General features: G+C 61.3%; 16 protein-coding genes and 1 tRNA gene. 8 read left to right on the forward strand and 9 right to left on the reverse strand.

Going from position 1 to position 15,991, the window contains the following annotated elements; genetic code table 11:
- Positions 1–4: 4 nt before the first annotated feature.
- The 9 genes from yihA to rpmH all read right to left on the reverse strand — a co-directional run bounded on the left by yihA (position 5) and on the right by rpmH (position 8,407).
- On the reverse strand, positions 5–658 hold the full coding sequence (gene yihA, locus ACR0CU_RS17995; RefSeq protein ID WP_170343477.1) for a ribosome biogenesis GTP-binding protein YihA/YsxC: 654 nt from the start codon (positions 656–658) through the stop codon (positions 5–7).
- Complete coding sequence (locus tag ACR0CU_RS18000; RefSeq protein WP_170449000.1) at positions 655–1,392, reverse strand: MOSC domain-containing protein; 738 nt, start codon at positions 1,390–1,392, stop codon at positions 655–657. Before ACR0CU_RS18000 ends, yihA begins: the two co-directional genes overlap by 4 nt.
- Positions 1,389–3,215, reverse strand: a complete 1,827-nt coding sequence (gene yidC, locus ACR0CU_RS18005; protein ID WP_170448998.1) for a membrane protein insertase YidC — start codon at positions 3,213–3,215, stop codon at positions 1,389–1,391. Before yidC ends, ACR0CU_RS18000 begins: the two co-directional genes overlap by 4 nt.
- A 116-nt stretch (positions 3,216–3,331) precedes the next feature.
- The gene (locus ACR0CU_RS18010; RefSeq protein WP_254437640.1) at positions 3,332–4,882 is read right to left on the reverse strand and encodes a putative bifunctional diguanylate cyclase/phosphodiesterase; all 1,551 of its coding nucleotides are present in this window, start codon (positions 4,880–4,882) and stop codon (positions 3,332–3,334) included.
- A 68-nt stretch (positions 4,883–4,950) separates the two neighbouring features.
- Positions 4,951–5,844 (reverse strand): tRNA 2-thiocytidine(32) synthetase TtcA, encoded by an 894-nt coding sequence (gene ttcA / locus ACR0CU_RS18015; protein WP_170448996.1) that lies wholly within the window; start codon positions 5,842–5,844, stop codon positions 4,951–4,953.
- A gap of 42 nt (positions 5,845–5,886) precedes the next feature.
- Positions 5,887–7,509: an acyl-CoA dehydrogenase family protein gene (locus tag ACR0CU_RS18020; RefSeq protein ID WP_170448994.1), complete on the reverse strand. Its 1,623-nt coding sequence runs from the start codon at positions 7,507–7,509 to the stop codon at positions 5,887–5,889.
- A 78-nt stretch (positions 7,510–7,587) separates the two neighbouring features.
- Positions 7,588–7,827: a membrane protein insertion efficiency factor YidD gene (gene yidD / locus ACR0CU_RS18025; RefSeq protein WP_170343482.1), complete on the reverse strand. Its 240-nt coding sequence runs from the start codon at positions 7,825–7,827 to the stop codon at positions 7,588–7,590.
- Entirely contained in the window at positions 7,824–8,246 is a 423-nt protein-coding gene (gene rnpA / locus ACR0CU_RS18030; RefSeq protein ID WP_170448992.1) for a ribonuclease P protein component, read from the reverse strand. The genes yidD and rnpA overlap by 4 nt, the downstream gene beginning before the upstream one ends.
- A gap of 26 nt (positions 8,247–8,272) precedes the next feature.
- Entirely contained in the window at positions 8,273–8,407 is a 135-nt protein-coding gene (rpmH, locus tag ACR0CU_RS18035; protein ID WP_005980833.1) for a 50S ribosomal protein L34, read from the reverse strand.
- 268 nt (positions 8,408–8,675) lie between these two features.
- Between rpmH and ACR0CU_RS18040 the strand changes: the two genes are divergently transcribed.
- From ACR0CU_RS18040 to ACR0CU_RS18075, 8 genes are all read left to right on the forward strand, one after another.
- The gene (locus ACR0CU_RS18040; RefSeq protein ID WP_254437639.1) at positions 8,676–9,434 is read left to right on the forward strand and encodes a TVP38/TMEM64 family protein; all 759 of its coding nucleotides are present in this window, start codon (positions 8,676–8,678) and stop codon (positions 9,432–9,434) included.
- 3 nt (positions 9,435–9,437) lie between these two features.
- Complete coding sequence (locus tag ACR0CU_RS18045; RefSeq protein ID WP_170448990.1) at positions 9,438–10,856, forward strand: dihydrolipoyl dehydrogenase family protein; 1,419 nt, start codon at positions 9,438–9,440, stop codon at positions 10,854–10,856.
- 18 nt (positions 10,857–10,874) lie between these two features.
- Entirely contained in the window at positions 10,875–12,257 is a 1,383-nt protein-coding gene (locus ACR0CU_RS18050; RefSeq protein ID WP_254437638.1) for a sensor histidine kinase, read from the forward strand.
- Positions 12,258–12,321: 64 nt separating this feature from the next.
- Positions 12,322–12,398: transfer RNA gene (locus tag ACR0CU_RS18055), tRNA-Arg, on the forward strand.
- Between the two features lie 148 nt (positions 12,399–12,546).
- Complete coding sequence (locus ACR0CU_RS18060; protein ID WP_480643581.1) at positions 12,547–13,728, forward strand: tyrosine-type recombinase/integrase; 1,182 nt, start codon at positions 12,547–12,549, stop codon at positions 13,726–13,728.
- Positions 13,729–13,828: 100 nt separating this feature from the next.
- On the forward strand, positions 13,829–14,620 hold the full coding sequence (locus ACR0CU_RS18065; protein ID WP_170448986.1) for a hypothetical protein: 792 nt from the start codon (positions 13,829–13,831) through the stop codon (positions 14,618–14,620).
- Between the two features lie 97 nt (positions 14,621–14,717).
- Complete coding sequence (locus ACR0CU_RS18070) at positions 14,718–14,927, forward strand: MerR family transcriptional regulator (RefSeq protein WP_170368045.1); 210 nt, start codon at positions 14,718–14,720, stop codon at positions 14,925–14,927.
- Between the two features lie 586 nt (positions 14,928–15,513).
- The gene (locus ACR0CU_RS18075) at positions 15,514–15,972 is read left to right on the forward strand and encodes a helix-turn-helix domain-containing protein (RefSeq protein WP_254437637.1); all 459 of its coding nucleotides are present in this window, start codon (positions 15,514–15,516) and stop codon (positions 15,970–15,972) included.
- The last annotated feature ends 19 nt before the right edge of the window (positions 15,973–15,991 follow it).

A 15,991-nucleotide genomic window follows, 5' to 3' on the forward strand; every position in this document is an offset into this window, starting at 1 on the left:
AGCATCATTCCAGATTTGCGATGATCGAACGCAGAGTCGGGATGCCGTCGCCTTTTTCGGACGAGGTCAGCACGATCTCGGGATAAGCGGCGGGGTGTTTGGACAGGGCACCGCGCACCTGTTCCAGAATCCTTTCGCGGTCCTTGGCCTTGACCTTGTCGGCCTTGGTCATCACGCATTGAAAGGTCACGGCGCTGGTGTCCAGCAGCTTCATGATCTCGTCATCCACGGGCTTCACGCCGTGGCGGGAGTCGATCAGCACGAAGGCCCGGCGCAGGGTCTGCCGTCCGCTCAGATACTGTTTCAGCAGGCGCTGCCATTTCTCGACCACCTTGACCGGCGCGTTGGCATAGCCATAGCCGGGCAGGTCAACCAGATACAGGTCGGGGCCCTGGGTGAAGAAGTTGATCTCTTGCGTACGACCCGGCGTGTTCGAGGCGCGGGCCAACCCCTTGGTGCCGGTCAGAGCGTTGATCAGGCTGGACTTGCCCACGTTCGACCGGCCGGCGAAACAGACCTCAAGCCGGTCGGGGGCGGGCAGGCCGTTCATCGCCACCACGCCCTTGACGAACTCGGACGGTCCGGCAAACAGCTTGCGGCCGGCCTCTTTTGCCTGCTCGTCGGGATCGGCCGCCAGGGGAAATGGCAGAGCTGTCATAGAACCTGCACCTTGTCTCCGGGGCGGATCGTGCCTTGGCGAATGACTTCGGCGTATACTCCGAAATCCTGATGGTCCCAGCTGCGCAGAGCGCCCAGCGTATCCGCGTCCCGCACTCCGGTGCCGGGGTTCGCAGTCGTTGCCATGCAGCGTGTGATCCGTTCGCGCACGTTAAATACGGCCTCGCCGATCTGCACATCCTTATCCAGCCAATCGAATTCTTCCCACAGAGGAAGGCCATCGAACCAGATGTTGCCACGCCAGCGGCAGATCGACAGTTCGCGGCCCAGACGCTGCTCGACCGCCCGGTGCGAGGCCATGTTGCACAGGCTGACCGAGGGATAGTCACTGTCGGTCATACCACGGCCAGGAACCCGGACGATCCGTGCCGATGCGGCGCGGTCGGCGGGCATCAGCGGGCGGACCCACTCCAGAAACAGGTCTTGTTCTGTGTCCGGGTGGAAGGTCAGATCGGGCCGATCCGGGTGGCTGAGAGTCACGCGATCCCCGTCCAGAACGGCCGATATCGCCATCAGCTGGGGCGCCTTCGAGCCGCGGCTGAAATTGGCGCAGGGCGCCCACTCGGACCCGTCGGCCTTGGACATTTCATGCGCCACCGCCCAAACGCGATCCCCGGGCATGGTCTGCCCGGGGATAACGGTGACTTCCTGCAGGGGTTCCCTGCCATGGCTTTTGATCGGATGGCGCCAGATCTGCGTGACTTGCCCGGTCATTTCTTGTCCGTCTTGGGGGTTTTCTTGAACCCCGACTTGATGTTGCCAAACACATCCGGCGTATAGCCCTGGCTGCGCATGATCAGGTATTGCTGGGTGAACGTGATGGTGTTGTTTGCGATCCAGTAAACGACCAGCCCGCTGGCAAAGCTGCCCAGCATGAACATGAATACCCATGGCATCCAGGCAAAGATCATGGCCTGGGTCGCGTCGGTGGGCGCCGGGTTCAGCTTTTGCTGCAGCCACATCGAGATCCCCAGCAGCAGCGGTAGGATGCCGATGAAAATCGTCGCCATCAGCGTGCCAGGTTCAGGTCCGGCCCACGGCAGCCAGCCGAAGAAGTTGATGATCGAGGTCGGATCCGGCGCACTCAGGTCCCGGAAAGGACCGAACCAGGGGGCTTGCCGAAGTTCGATGGTGACGAAGATCACCTTGTAGAGAGAAAAGAAGATCGGGATCTGCATCAGGATCGGCAGACAGCCGGCGGCCGGGTTGACCTTTTCCTTTTTGTACAACTCCATCATGCCCTGCTGCATCTTCTGGCGATCGTCGCCAGCAGCTTCTTTCAGGGCTTCCATCTGTGGCTGCAGTTCCTTCATCTTCGCCATCGAGACGTAGGATTTGAACGCCAGCGGGAACAGGATTGCCTTGATGATCAGGGTCAGCCCGATGATCGACCAACCCATGTTGCCGATCAGGGCGTTGATGTTGTGCAGCAGCCAGAAGATCGGCTTGGTCAGGAAGAAGAACCAACCCCAGTCAATGCTGTCGATAAACTTCTGAACGCCCTGGGCCTGATATTCGCGGATGGTCTCCCATTCCTTGGCCCCGGCAAACAGTCGGGTGGTAACCTCGGCGGATTCGCCGGGGGCAACCGTCATCGTCGGCAACACCGTTTCGGCCTGGTAGATCTTCCGACGCGCGTCATATTTCGCGGCCGCCTTGAAAGCCGACCCCGGATCGGGGATCAGCGTGGTCATCCAATAGTGGTCGGTAAAGCCGATCCAGCCGTTTTCCTTGACCTGATAGACCTCGGCCTGTGCCCGTTCGTTGGGGTCGATGTCGAAATCGCGGACATCGCCATAGTCGACCTCGGACAGGGTCCCGTCGGCCATGCCGATCACACCTTCATGCAGGATGAAGAAGTTCTTCAACCCCGGCAGATCGCCATCCTCGCCGATGCCGTGGCGGGCCAGAATGCCGTACGGGGCCATTCCGACCTCGGCTCCGGTGCCGTTTTCGACGGATTGGGTCACGGTGAACATGTAATCCGCATCCACACCGATCGTGCGGCGGAATGTCAGGCCCGCGCCGTTTTCCCATTTCAGGGTTACGGGGCTGTCTACCGACAGAGTCTCGCCCTGTTCCAGCGTCCAGATGGTATTCGGGCCCGGCACGTCCGAGCCAGCCAAACCGGCACCGGGCGCCCACCCGTAGAGGGCGTAATAGGCCGAGTTGGACCCAACGGGCGACAGCAGTTCGACGATCGGAGCGCCTTCGTCGATCGAGACCTTGTAGTCTTTCAGATACAGTTCGTCGATCCGTCCACCCGAAAGCGACAGGCTGCCCGACAGACGCGGCGTGTCGATTTGGATCCGCGGCGCGGTGGCTTCCGGCAGGGTTTCCTCTGCGGTGGCGGTTGCCTCGCCGACGGTCGTGCTTCCGGCGCTGGGCGTCTGAATCTCTTCCCCCTCCGAGGCGCTGATTTCAGCCTGCTCAGGTGTTGTGGCCGGTTCCGGTGGGGGGAACAGCACAAACCAGACCAGGATCACAAGGAAACTAAGCGCGGTTGCAAGGATGAGATTCTTGTTCTGATCGTCCATCTGGGACAGCCACCTTGAGCAGTGAAAGACACCGCAGGGTTCAACAGAGTGCAGCCCAAAAGGTCAAGCGGAATCGCCCCGGAAATCGTGAGTGTAGGGCAATCCAGTCCCCGAAATCAGGATTTCCGGCCCATTTCGCGGCCAATCCGCGGTGCGCCTCCCAGTTTCGCGCGGCGGTCCTTGATCCAGTCGAGCGTATGCTCGACCGGCATCGGCTTGCCGATCCCAAACCCCTGGACATGGTGACACCCCAATTGCGCCATCAGCGCGTGCTCGCCGGGGGTTTCCACCCCCTCGGCCAGGGTTTCAAGGTTCAACCTCTCGGCCATCATCAGAATGGCGCTGACCATTTGCTGCTGGGACGGATCCCGGTCCGCATTGGACACGAAAGACCGGTCGATCTTGATGCGGGAGACATCAAAGCGTTTGATCGACGAAAATGATGCGTGACCAGTGCCGAAATCGTCCAGATCGATGCAACAGCCGAGCTTGGACAACTGGGTCACGTTGCGGGTGATGACATCATCGGGGCGGCGCGAAAAAACGGTTTCAAGGATTTCCACGGCCAGCCGGTCCGGCGAAAGGTCGAACTGGTCCAACTCCCACCGCACCCGGTCAACAAGTGAGGGGTCCCGCAATTCGTCCGACGAAAAGTTGATGCCGATCCGAGGAATGACGGCACCAGCGCAGTCCCAGTCACACATCGCGCGAAAGGCTTGGTGGCGGATCGTCTGGCCCAGCTTAGGCATCAGCTTGGCCTGTTCGGCAAAAGGCAGAAACACCTGCGGCCCGACAACTCCCTTGGAAGGGTGTTCCCATCGAGCAAGGGCCTCAAACCCGGTGATGTCGCCGGTGTCCGTTGAAACCTGTGGTTGAAACCATGGGCGGATCTGACCGGTTTCCAGAGCAGTCTCCAACTCCTTGCGGAAATTGATATGGACGACTGATCTGCGTCGCGTGGCCTCGGAGTAGGCGCGGATCGTGGAAGGCCCGTTCCGCTGTGCTTCGGCCAGCGCGGCCCGAGCGGCCTCGATCCAGCTGTCCGGCGCTTCATCGGCAACGGCAGAGTGCAGGCAAAATCCAGCAGAGCAGGACAGATAGAGGCTGGCATTGTCCAAAGCGATCGGTTCCTCCACCGTGCTTTGTATGCGGCCCGAGGTTTGGATGCAGCTTTCCAAGTCCAGATGCCGTGAGGGCCGCAACCCGATCAGGAACGTGTTTCTCGACAGGCGTGTTGCAATATCCTCGCTTCGGATCACCGCCAGGATGCGGTCGCAGAAGCGCCCTGCCACATAGTCGGCTGCCGCAGTGCCGTGCAGCTCTTCGATATCGTCGAAATCATCCAGTGACACAACGATGCAGGCTGAATCCTCTCCGGTTGCCCGCGATGTGCTGTGCAAATACTCCATCTCGGCGTAGAAAACATCACGTGGTAACAGTCCCCTGGGCCGCATGTGCGTCGCCGAACCAAGACCCACACCCGGTTGCAGCCGTTGGGCGGCCGAAAACAACAAGGGTAGCCCCAGGGCGACAACGACCAACGCCGTGTCGCCGCCCAGCCAGAAAGCAGCCAGGCACAATGCAGGTACGAATGCCAGAACTTGCGGCATTGCCAGAACGGTCAGCAGAGCATTCTGAAAACTCTGGGGTGAGAACCTTTTCAGCATCGATTCCGGCCTTCCAATTGGGCGAACTGCGTCCAATCGGAGGCTAGGAAATCATTCTGAGTCAGACGTTAACGCAGAAGCGGAATTTCTTCCGAATTTTCGCCGTTTTTGCCGGGGTCCAGCATCAGGCCGGCAAAATCGAACAGCTTGGGATCCAGCAAGTGCGAGGGCCGGGCATTGGTCAGCGCGCGGAACATCACCTGCCGGCGACCGGGGCTGTTCTTTTCCCATTGGTCCAGAATCTGTTTGACCTGCTGGCGTTGCAGGCCGTCCTGGCTGCCGCACAGGTCGCAGGGGATGATCGGATAGTTCATCGCCTTGGCGAATTTCTCGCAATCGGCCTCGGCCACATGGGCCAGCGGGCGATAGACGAACAGGTCGCCTTCTCCGTTCACCAGTTTCGGAGGCATGGTCGCCAGACGGCCGCCGTGGAACAGGTTCATGAAGAAGGTTTCCAGGATGTCATCGCGGTGATGCCCCAGCACCACGGCCGAGCACCCTTCCTCGCGCGCGATCCGGTACAGGTTGCCGCGGCGCAGGCGCGAGCACAGCGCGCAATAGGTGCGGCCCTGCGGCACCTTGTCGACCACGATGGAATAGGTGTCCTGGTACTCGATCCGGTGCGGCACGCCCATCTGTTCCAGAAACTCGGGCAGCACGGTGGCCGGAAAGCCCGGCTGCCCCTGATCCAGATTGCAGGCCAGCAGGTCCACGGGCAGCAGACCGCGCCATTTCAGCTCGTACAGAACGGCCAACAGGGTATAGCTGTCCTTGCCGCCGGACAGGCAAACCAGCCAGCGCGGCGGCTTGCCGTCCTTGTCATGAGCCGACGGGTCGACCATGCCATATTGCTCGATCGCCTCGCGCGTCTGGCGCACGATGCGTTTGCGCAGCTTCTTGAACTCGGTGGTCGAGGGCGCACCGGCAAACAGCGGATGGATATCGTCGGCTTCGTCGAACATGCGCAGCCCTTACCGCAGATGCGCCGACCGGGCAAGGCCCGCCTAGCCGGACAGCCGGCCCAGCAGGGCATCGGTGACCAGCCCCGAGACCGATCCGGGTACGCGCCCGCTTTCGCCCAGAACCCGGGTGGCGATGTATCCATCGGCCACCGCACCGGGCGCGTGGCGCAGCAGCAGTGCGGCGGTGAGCAGATGCGCGGTGGCCTCGGCGAACCAGCGGGCCTCGGCCTCGGGGGGCAGGGTTGGCCAACGGTCGCGATGCGCCTTCAGCGCGGCGTCATAGCGGCGGTCGGCTCCGGTTGCCGCGTCCAGTTCGGCCTGCACGGTCTGGGCGGCCAGCGGGTCGCGCGCAAGGCTGCGCAGAATGTCCAGGCAGATCACGTTGCCAGACCCCTCCCAGATGCCGTTCAGGGGCGCTTCGCGATAGATCATCGGCATCGGCGTGTCGTCGACATAGCCCATGCCGCCCAGCACCTCCATTGCCTCGACCGCAACGACGGGGCAGCGCTTGTTCGACAGGAACTTGGCAAGCGCCACCCCGATCCGGGCAAAGGCGCGGTCTTCGGCAGTGTCCCCGTCAAAGGCGCGGGCCACGCGCAGGCCGAGGGTCAGCGCGCCTTCCCAGTCCAGTACCAGATCGGCCAGAACGGCGCGCATCAGAGGCTGGTCGATCAGGCGGCGCTGAAAGGCGCTGCGATGGCTGACCCAGTGATGTGCTTCGGACAGGGCCGCGCGCATCAGGCCGGCGGGGGCCATCGCGGTGTCGAGCCGGGTGTGATGCACCATCTCGATGATCGTGCGCACGCCGGCCCCATCATCCCCCAGCTGATAGGCCAGCGCGTCATGGAACTCGACCTCGGACGAGGCATTGGCGCGGTTGCCCAGCTTGTCCTTGAGGCGCATCAGATGGATGGCGTTGCGCTCGCCTTCCAGCCATCGGGGCAGCAGAAAACAGGTCAGGCCGCCCGGCGCCTGCGCCAGCGTGAGGAACCCGTCGGACATCGGGGCCGAGCAGAACCATTTGTGGCCGCGCAGCCGCCAGGCATCGCCGTCGCGGGTGGCCGTGGTGGTATTGGCGCGCACGTCCGAGCCGCCCTGTTTTTCGGTCATCGCCATGCCCAAGGTCGCCGAGCGTTTTTCTCTGATCGGGCGGGGGGCTGGGTCATAAGTGTCGGCGGTCAGTTTCGGGCGCCAGATTTCGGCCAGTTCGGGGTTGGCGGCCAGCGCCGGCACGGCGGCATAGGTCATGGTCAGCGGGCAGCAATGGCCCGGCTCGACCTGGCTGGCCAGATAGACCATCGCGGCATGGGTCGCGTGACCGCCCGGCGCTCCGTCCCAGGCAAGCGCGGCATAACCTGCCGATTGGCTCAGATCCATCATGTGATGATAGGCCGGGTGGAACCGCACCTCGTCCAGGCGGCGGCCGCCCCGGTCGAACAGGCAGAGTTCGGGCGGGTGCAGGTTGGAGTCGCGCCCGGCGTCGCGCGTTTCGGCTCGGCCCAGAGCGGCCCCGTAGGCGGCCAGCGGAGTCGCCCGTGCCCCGGCGCGCGTGGCGCAGTCCCTCAGAACCGGGTCCGAGGTCCACAGGTCAACGTCGCCGCGCTCGGGCGGTTGGTTCGTCACTTCATGCGTGGGCAGAGATTGGCGGGCTTTGGATCTGGACATGGGCGCCTCGGACGGTTGTTGCTGACACCGATGTTCAGCGGCGCACCCCCCTGGGGTCAAGCGTGACGGGGTGTCAGATCAGGGCGCGTCGGGTTTGTCGTCGGGCACCGGGTCATAGCCGTCGCCGCCCCAGGGGTGGCAGCGCCCGATGCGGCGCGCGGCCAGCCATGCGCCCTTGATCGGGCCGTGCTTTTCCAGCGCTTCCAGCGCATAGGCCGAGCAGGTCGGCTGATAGCGACAGTTGAACCCCACCCACGGGCTGAAGATCAGCCGGTAGGCCCGAATGGGCAGCGCGAGGATATGAGCAAGCAGGGTCATTTGCTTGGGCTGTGGATCTTGCGCAGGGCTTGGCGCAGATCGTCCAGCAAAGCGTCAAAGGGGCGGGCGGCGGTCACCTCGGCCCGTCCGATCAGGACGTAATCCCATCCGTCCCGGCCATGGTCCGGCAGAACTGCGCGGGCCGCCTCGCGCAGGCGGCGCTTGGCCCGGTTGCGGGCTACTGCATTGCCGACCTTTTTCGAGCAGGTGAAACCGACGCGAATGCCCTCGGCCTCATCCGGCGCGCGCTTGCGGGCCTGCACCATCATGGAAGGCGTGCCCTGTCGTCGGGCCCGTGCGGCCTTGAGGAAATCGCTGCGCTTGCGCAGCACCGACAGAGCAGGCGCGCAAACGGACGCCGCCGGGGGCATATCCCCGGGGTGGTCAGTGCCATCCACAGGGGCCTCCGGCGGCGTCATGTTCAAAACCTGAAAGGTCGCGCGGTTTATGCGCTCAGCGACTTGCGGCCGCGGGCACGGCGTGCGTTCAGGATCTTGCGGCCGGCCTTGGTGGCCATGCGCGCGCGGAAACCGTGGCGGCGTTTGCGAACCAGGTTCGAAGGCTGATAGGTGCGTTTCATCGCTCCGTCTCCAATCTTTGGCGGTCGGGTGCGGCGCGGATTCGCCTGCCCGTGGTGTTCGAAGCCCGTCCTCTACTGGGAACCGGCGGGCAAGTCAAACCCCATCGCAACGGTTTTCGTGCCTTTTGCAACAATTCTGTCGGGCGACCGGGCAAAAGTTTCAGAATCAGCCCGAGGATGGCGGATTTCTCACATTGAACCGGTGCGTGTTCAACCCGGCGTGAGGACCCTGTTGCACAGAGGGTCAAGTGCGCATCTTGTGGGGCAGATGAAGCATTCGAACCCGGACGACGAGATGACCGAAACCACCCAGGTGCCGCGCAGCGGGCTGGCGCGACATATTCCCCTGATCGTGATCCTGACGGTTGCCGTCATCGGGTTCTTTGCGCTGGGGGACTACCTGACCTTTGAAACCCTGCGCGACAATCGCGAGGCGCTGTTGGCCTGGCGCGACGCCAACTACTGGTCATTGGCCGGCGTTTTCATCCTGGTTTACGTCCTGATCGTCACCTTTTCTTTGCCCGGTGCGGCCGTGGCCTCGATGACGGGCGGGTTCCTGTTCGGGCTGTTCGCGGGCACCGTGTTCAACGTATTTGCCGCAACCGTGGGGGCCTCGGCGATCTTTCTGGCGGCCCGTTGGGGGTTGGGTGAGACGTTGACGGCGCGGCTGGAGGCCTCGGAAGGTACCGTCAAGCGAATCAAGGACGGGCTGCGCGAGAACGAGATCCCGGTGCTGTTCCTGATGCGGCTGGTGCCGGTGGTGCCGTTCTTCGTCGCCAATCTGGTGCCGGCGCTGGTGGGGGTGAAGTTCCGGAACTTTCTGCTGACCACGGCGCTGGGCATCATTCCGGGCGGCATCGTCTATACCTGGATCGGCGTCGGCCTGGGCGGCGTGTTCGACCGGGGCGAGACGCCAGACCTGTCGCTGCTGACCGAGCCGTTCGTGATCGGCCCGATACTGGGGCTGTGCGCGCTGGCGGCTCTGCCCATTCTTCTCAAACTCATTCGCGGCCGAAGGGGCCTTTGATCCATGCAAGAACTCAAGACCGACATCCTGGTGATCGGGGCCGGGTCGGGCGGCCTGTCGGTGGCTGCCGGGGCCAGCCAGATGGGCGCCGACGTGATCCTGCTGGAAGGGCACAAGATGGGTGGCGACTGCCTGAACTATGGCTGCGTCCCGTCCAAGGCCCTGCTGGCCAGCGCCAAGCTGTCCCATGCACAGAGCCATGCCGCGCCATTCGGCGTTGCCGACCACGCGCCGCAGGTGGACTATGCCGCCGCCAAGGATCATGTGCGGGACGTGATCGCGCAGATTGAGCCCATGGACAGCCAGGAACGGTTCGAAGGTTTCGGCGTGCGCGTCATTCGCGACTGGGGGACGTTTCTGTCGCCCACGCAGGTTCAGGCCGGCGATTTCGTCATCACCCCCCGCCGCGTGGTGCTGGCCACGGGCTCGTCCCCGCTGGTTCCGCCGATCCCGGGGCTGGATGGCGTGCCGTTTGAGACCAACGAGACCATCTTCGACCTGCGCGACAAGCCCGACCACCTGCTGATCATCGGCGGGGGACCCATCGGCATGGAAATGGCGCAGGCCCATGTCCGGCTGGGCTGCAAGGTGACGGTGATCGAAGGCGCGCGGGCGCTGGGCAAGGATGACCCCGAGGCGGCCGCAGTGGTATTGGAGGCTCTGCGCGCCGAAGGGGTCGAAATTCTGGAACATGCAATGGTGGCCCGGGTGCGCGGGAAGGCCGGGGCGGTCGAGGTCGTCACCGAGGACGGCGTGGTCCATGCAGGCACGCACCTGCTGCTGGCGGTGGGCCGCAAGGCCAACACCGACCGCCTGAACCTGCAGGCTGCCGGGATCGACCGGACGCACACGGGCATCAAGGTGGATGACAGCCTGCGCACCACCAACCGAAAGGTCTATGCGATCGGCGACGTCGCGGGCGGGCTGCAGTTCACCCATGTGGCGGGGTATCACGCCGGGGTCATCATCCGTTCGGCCCTGTTCGGGCTGCGGTCCAAGGCCAAGACGGCGCATATCCCCTGGGCAACCTATACCGACCCGGAATTGGCCCAGGTCGGCCTGACCGAGGCGCAGGCGCGCGACCGCCATGGCGACAGGGTCGAGATCGCCCGGTTCGACTATGCCCACAACGATCGCGCCGTGGCCGAACGCAAAACGACCGGGTTCATCAAGGTCATGGTCGTCAAGGGGCGCCCGGTGGGGGCCACAATCGTGGGGCATCAGGCGGGCGAACTGATCAACTTGTGGTCTCTGGCGCTGGCCAATAACCTGAAGATGAGCCAGATCGCGGCGATGGTGTCGCCCTATCCCACGATCGGAGAGCTTAACAAACGGGTGGCGGGCGCCTATTTCTCGCCAAGACTGTTTGAGAATCAGATGGTTGAACGAGTGGTCAGGCTGGTCCAGCGCTGGATCCCCTGATCGGGAAAGGAGCGCCACTTGAACTCGCTGTCGGGTCGTTTCCTGATCTTGACGACGGTCTTCGTGATGTTGGCCGAGGTACTGATCTTCGTGCCGTCGATCGCGCGCTTCCGCGAGGATTTTCTTCTGAACCGGCTGGAACGCGCCCAGATCGCCTCGCTCGCGCTGCTGGCAGACGACATGCTGGCCGACGAGCTGGAGGCCGAGCTTCTGGCCAATGCCGGGGTCTACAACGTGGTGCTGCGCCGGGACGAGGTGCGCCAGCTGATGCTGTCTTCCCCTATCCCAGACCAGGTCGCCAAGACCTATGATCTGCGAGGCGCCGGGCCTTGGGTTCTCATTCGGGACGCGATGATCCGTTTCTTTACGCCCGAGAACCAGGTCATTCGCGTCATCGGGCAGCCTGTCCGGGATGCGGGCCTGCTTATCGAAGTTACCATGGACAGCGCGCCCCTGCGTATGGCGATGATTGATTACGGCCTGCGCATCCTCGGCCTGTCCTTTGTCATCTCGATCATCACCGCGTTTTTCCTGTTCCTTGCGGTGCGGGTGGTTCTGGTGCGCCCGATCAAAAGCGTGGTGGGCTACATGCAGCGTTACGCCCGTGCACCCGAGGATGCGCGCGGCATCATCTCCCCCCAATCCAAGGTGACCGAACTGCGCGAGGCTGAAGAAGCCCTGCAGATGCTGCAGACCGACCTGACCCAGGCCCTGAAACAGCGCGAGAGGCTGGCACAATTGGGTGGCGCGGTGGCCAAGGTCAGCCACGATCTGCGCAACATCCTGACCTCGGCCCAGCTGTTCACTGACCGGATCGAAGCCAGCGACGACCCGTTGGTCCGACGGATGGCGCCCAAGCTGGTCAACTCGATCACCCGGGCGGTGTCCCTGTGCGAAAGTACCCTGGCCTTCGGGCGGGCGGAAGAGCCCGCGCCCACCCTGACCATGGTGCGGTTGCGCGATATCGCTGCCGACGTAGCGTCCAGCGAGGCTCTGGCCGTAGACGGCGGTTGTATCGAAATTGCCAACGACGTTCCCGAAGACCTGGTCGTTCGGGCCGATCCGGAACAGATGTTCCGGGTCATCATGAACCTTGTGCGCAACGCACGCCAAGCACTGATGACATCCGGCCAACCAGGAAAAATCACGATCTCGGCCGGCGAAGATCAGGACGCATGGGTCATCGAGGTTCGGGATACCGGCCCCGGTTTGCCGCCACGAGCGCAGGAGAATCTGTTCACGCCGTTTCAGGGTGGTGTGCGCAAAGGTGGCTCGGGCCTGGGTCTGGCGATTTCGCAGGAACTGGTGCGCGGCCACGGAGGAGAATTGGTGCTGACCAGCACCGGCCCCGAGGGCACGGTCTTTGAAATAAGGCTCCCACGGGGAGAGATGGGTTTTTGAAATATTTTTGAAGAATCGGGTTGCACGTCCCGAACGCCGGGTCTAAATACCGCCTCACCAACGCGGACCGATAGCTCAGCTGGATAGAGTACTTGACTACGAATCAAGGGGTCGGGGGTTCGAATCCTCCTCGGTCCGCCACTTGGTGATTTTCCCAAATTTTGATGAAACACACTAGGTTGCTTAAACCTTTGTGTTTTATGGCTGAGGCCGCGCTAGAGGGTTTCGTTGGATTTTATCCGATTATCCCAGTATGCTTTCATTGAGTGGTATATTTTGTGGTATTTTCATGGCTGCGCTCAGCGGAAAGCTGACAAAGAAGCTGGTAGAGAATCTCGGTCCGGGTCGGCATGGCGACGGTTCTGGCTTGTACCTTGTTGTCGATCCCTCGGGCGCACGGCGTTGGATCGTACGCGTAACGGTCAAAGGACAGAAGAACCGAAAGGGCGCACCGCTGCGAACTGACTTCGGTTTGGGCGGCGCTGATGTCGTGACTTTGAACCAGGCCCGAGAAAGAGCGCTCGAATATCGTCGGATGGCGAAAGCCGGGTTGAACCCGCGTTTCAATGCAAAGCGCGAGATCCCGACCTTCGAAGAGCTCAGCAGACAGGTCCACATCGACCGGTTGCCGACGTGGAAGAATGCCAAACACGGTCAGCAGTGGCTCAACACTTTGCGCGACTATGCGTTCCCCAAGATCGGACGAATGCCTGTGGATAGCGTCGATCAGCCCGAAGTGCTGATGTGTCTATCGCCCATCTGGACTGAAAAACACGAAACCGCAAAGCGGCTGTCGCAGCGGATCAAGACGGTGCTCGACGTGGCAAAGTCCAAGGGCTTCCGCTCGGGCGAGAACCCGGTGACCGCGATCCGCGAAGGCAAGGTGTTGCCCACCGTCAAAGCCAAGGTCCAGCACCACGACGCAATGCCCTGGCAAGAGGTTCCCGCGTTCTATGCCGAGTTGCAGACCCGCTCGGCCATGGCCGCCAAAGCGCTACAGTTCACCATTCTGACCGCCTACCGGACCTCAGAGGTCCTGGAGATGAAATGGCCCGAGGTCGATTTCGATGCGCGCCTTTGGATCATACCTGCGGAGCGCATGAAAGGCGGGCAGGTCCATCGTGTTCCTCTCACCGACGAAATGCTGGCCATTCTGGAACCGCTGCGTGCGCTGGCCTCTGACTATGTTTTCGAGGGGCAAAAGCGGCATCAGCCCCTGTCAAACATGTCCATGCTAATGTTGCTGCGCCGGATGCGGCAGGATGGCGTTACTGTGCATGGCTTCCGCAGTTCGTTTCGGGATTGGGCAGCGGAAGCTGCTAATGCACCGCGTGAATTGGCAGAGGCGGCTTTGGCCCATCAGGTTGGGTCCGACGTGGAGAGGGCCTATGCGCGTTCGGATTTTTTGGTAAAGCGACGGCGTCTATGCGACGCATGGTGCGGCTATGTATGCCCAATAAAGAAGGTGTAGATCGACTGTGTTTTGTCCTCCCGGCTATATCGACTGGAAAGAAATGCGGTCAAACGCTCGCAATCTGGCAGAACGACTGTATTTAGCTGATGCACTCGAGATGTTGGATGAAAATCCCCAGGTTGCCTTGGATGAGAATATCAACCCTAAGAAAGAAATACTCTCTCTAAGTAACCATAAATGGGCGCGTAAAAAGCTAAGTCTCAGTAGTTCCAACTTCGAAATAGAACTGATTGCGTTCTGGATTATGAACCGATTAGACGAAGATTATGGTGCTGTTCTGTGTTCAAGTGCCGGGAACCTTCTAAAGGCAAACCACCCAATACTCTTTCACCCTGATCAGTTTTTCTATTTTTTCCTTGAATTTCCGTTGCGCGACATGACTGAACTATTGGCGATCTTCAAAGAGTTTGATGCCAAAAGAATGTCTGGTCGCGACCTTTGGGACAGATATTGCTGCATCGACGGTGAAACAGGCGTAGTGAAGCAAAAGAACCAAACCAAACGGCTGTTTGCTAACTATTTTGGCCAGTCTCCAAGCGATGAGTGTGACGGCGGCGTTTTTGATCAATACGTAAAACCATTTATTGGTTGGTATGTAGTTTTTGATCCTGACGTATATCCGGATGGCTACTACGACACTTTTGAAGCGTTGAATCTGCTGAACAAACACTGGGTGAAACCAGAACAAGAAAATGAGCAGCAGCCCATAACCAAAAAACGAGGTCCCAAACCCTCGCCTGCCAAACGCGAATTTATTGCGCGCTACCCAGATGGACTACCGGACGAATTGAGTGCAGATGCGGTTGCCGCGGAGCTTACCGAAGACGGTTACCCGATAACGGGACGCTCGATACAAAACTACGACCGTGAACGAAAGGTTAGGAAATAATTCTTTCCTTCCAATTCTTTCTCCTTCGATGCCTGCCCAAAAGGCTAAACCAATCGCATAGTTCAGCCATCGCAACTGATCCAAGAGGATTTCAACGATGGCAAACGTCTTCAATGACGACCGGGTCTATTTCCCAGAAGACCCTGAAATGCGATTGCTGGGAAACCGCGAGAAACTGGCTCAATGGCGCCATCGCATGTGTGGTCCGGCCTTTATCCGCATAGGTCGGCGGATCGCCTATCACGGCGCCGACTTGAACGCCTGGCTGGCCGCCCGGCGCACCGATCCCAACAACGAGGCTGCATAATGAAAAGCCCCAACTCCAAGCGCGGAGATGGGGCTTTTCCAGTGACATCGACTGCCACCCTAGCAAGTACAGTTGATGCCACAGGATGCCCCGCGCCGACAAGACAAAACGAGCGGCGGTACTACTGGTCGCCCCTGAGCCACTCGGTCGAACGGGTGATCGTACGGAAAGGACGGATCGAGCATGGCTGATATGTCCTTTTCCAATTCTACCAATGCCAGTCGCGAAAGGGGAGCCGAAACCGGCCCTCTTCCACAAACTGATCATCGGGAAACCGCCGAGAACTACAGCGGCGAGCTCTTTCGCCTCGGCATTTACCGGGTTGCCGTATGCCGAGATGGCGTCCAATGGCTGTTTCAGCGTCAGAGACCCCATTTTCCGGCCGGGGGAGCGGCCTGGGACACGCTCGGCTACTGTGTGTCCAAATCCGGCCTAACGAGACTCGTCCGGGCACATGTCGGCTGTGACATACCCGAACTGGATGGTTTGCCCGAGCATTTCCCGCGGAGGTCTCGCGATGAGTAGGCGGCGGACTCCCAAGGGTAAACGGTCGGATGACGGTCAATACATCCCTCTGCCCTATGCTATGATCAAGTCCCCGGCGTGGCGGGCTCTGTCCGGACCTGCGGTGAAGCTCTGGCTGGAGCTTCACACCCGCTTCAATGGCGGCAACAACGGCAAGGTGTTTCTGTCGATGAACGAGGCGGCAGAAATCTTGGGGTTGGGCAAGGCCACCGTTCAACGCGCTTTCGAGGATCTGCAGGACAAAGGCTTCCTTGTGCTGGAGCAGGAAGGCAACTGGTATCACCGGCGAGCGCATGAATGGCGGTTGACGACCAAGGCAACGCAGACCCGGTCCGGCAAGAAAGCCGCCACAAACGACTGGCGCTTTTGGCAGCCCGAAAAAACAAAACGCGGTTCTGGGACGGACCCGTCACCATCCTCTGTGGTTCCGTTTGAGAACCCAAAGACCTCCGATGGTTCCAAATCAGAACCCGTCAGGCCGGTTTCTATCAGGTCCCTAGGTGCTGAAACGGAACACTAATACTAACCACTCCCTGCTA

Source organism: Ruegeria sp. BC2 (genome assembly GCF_056539245.1).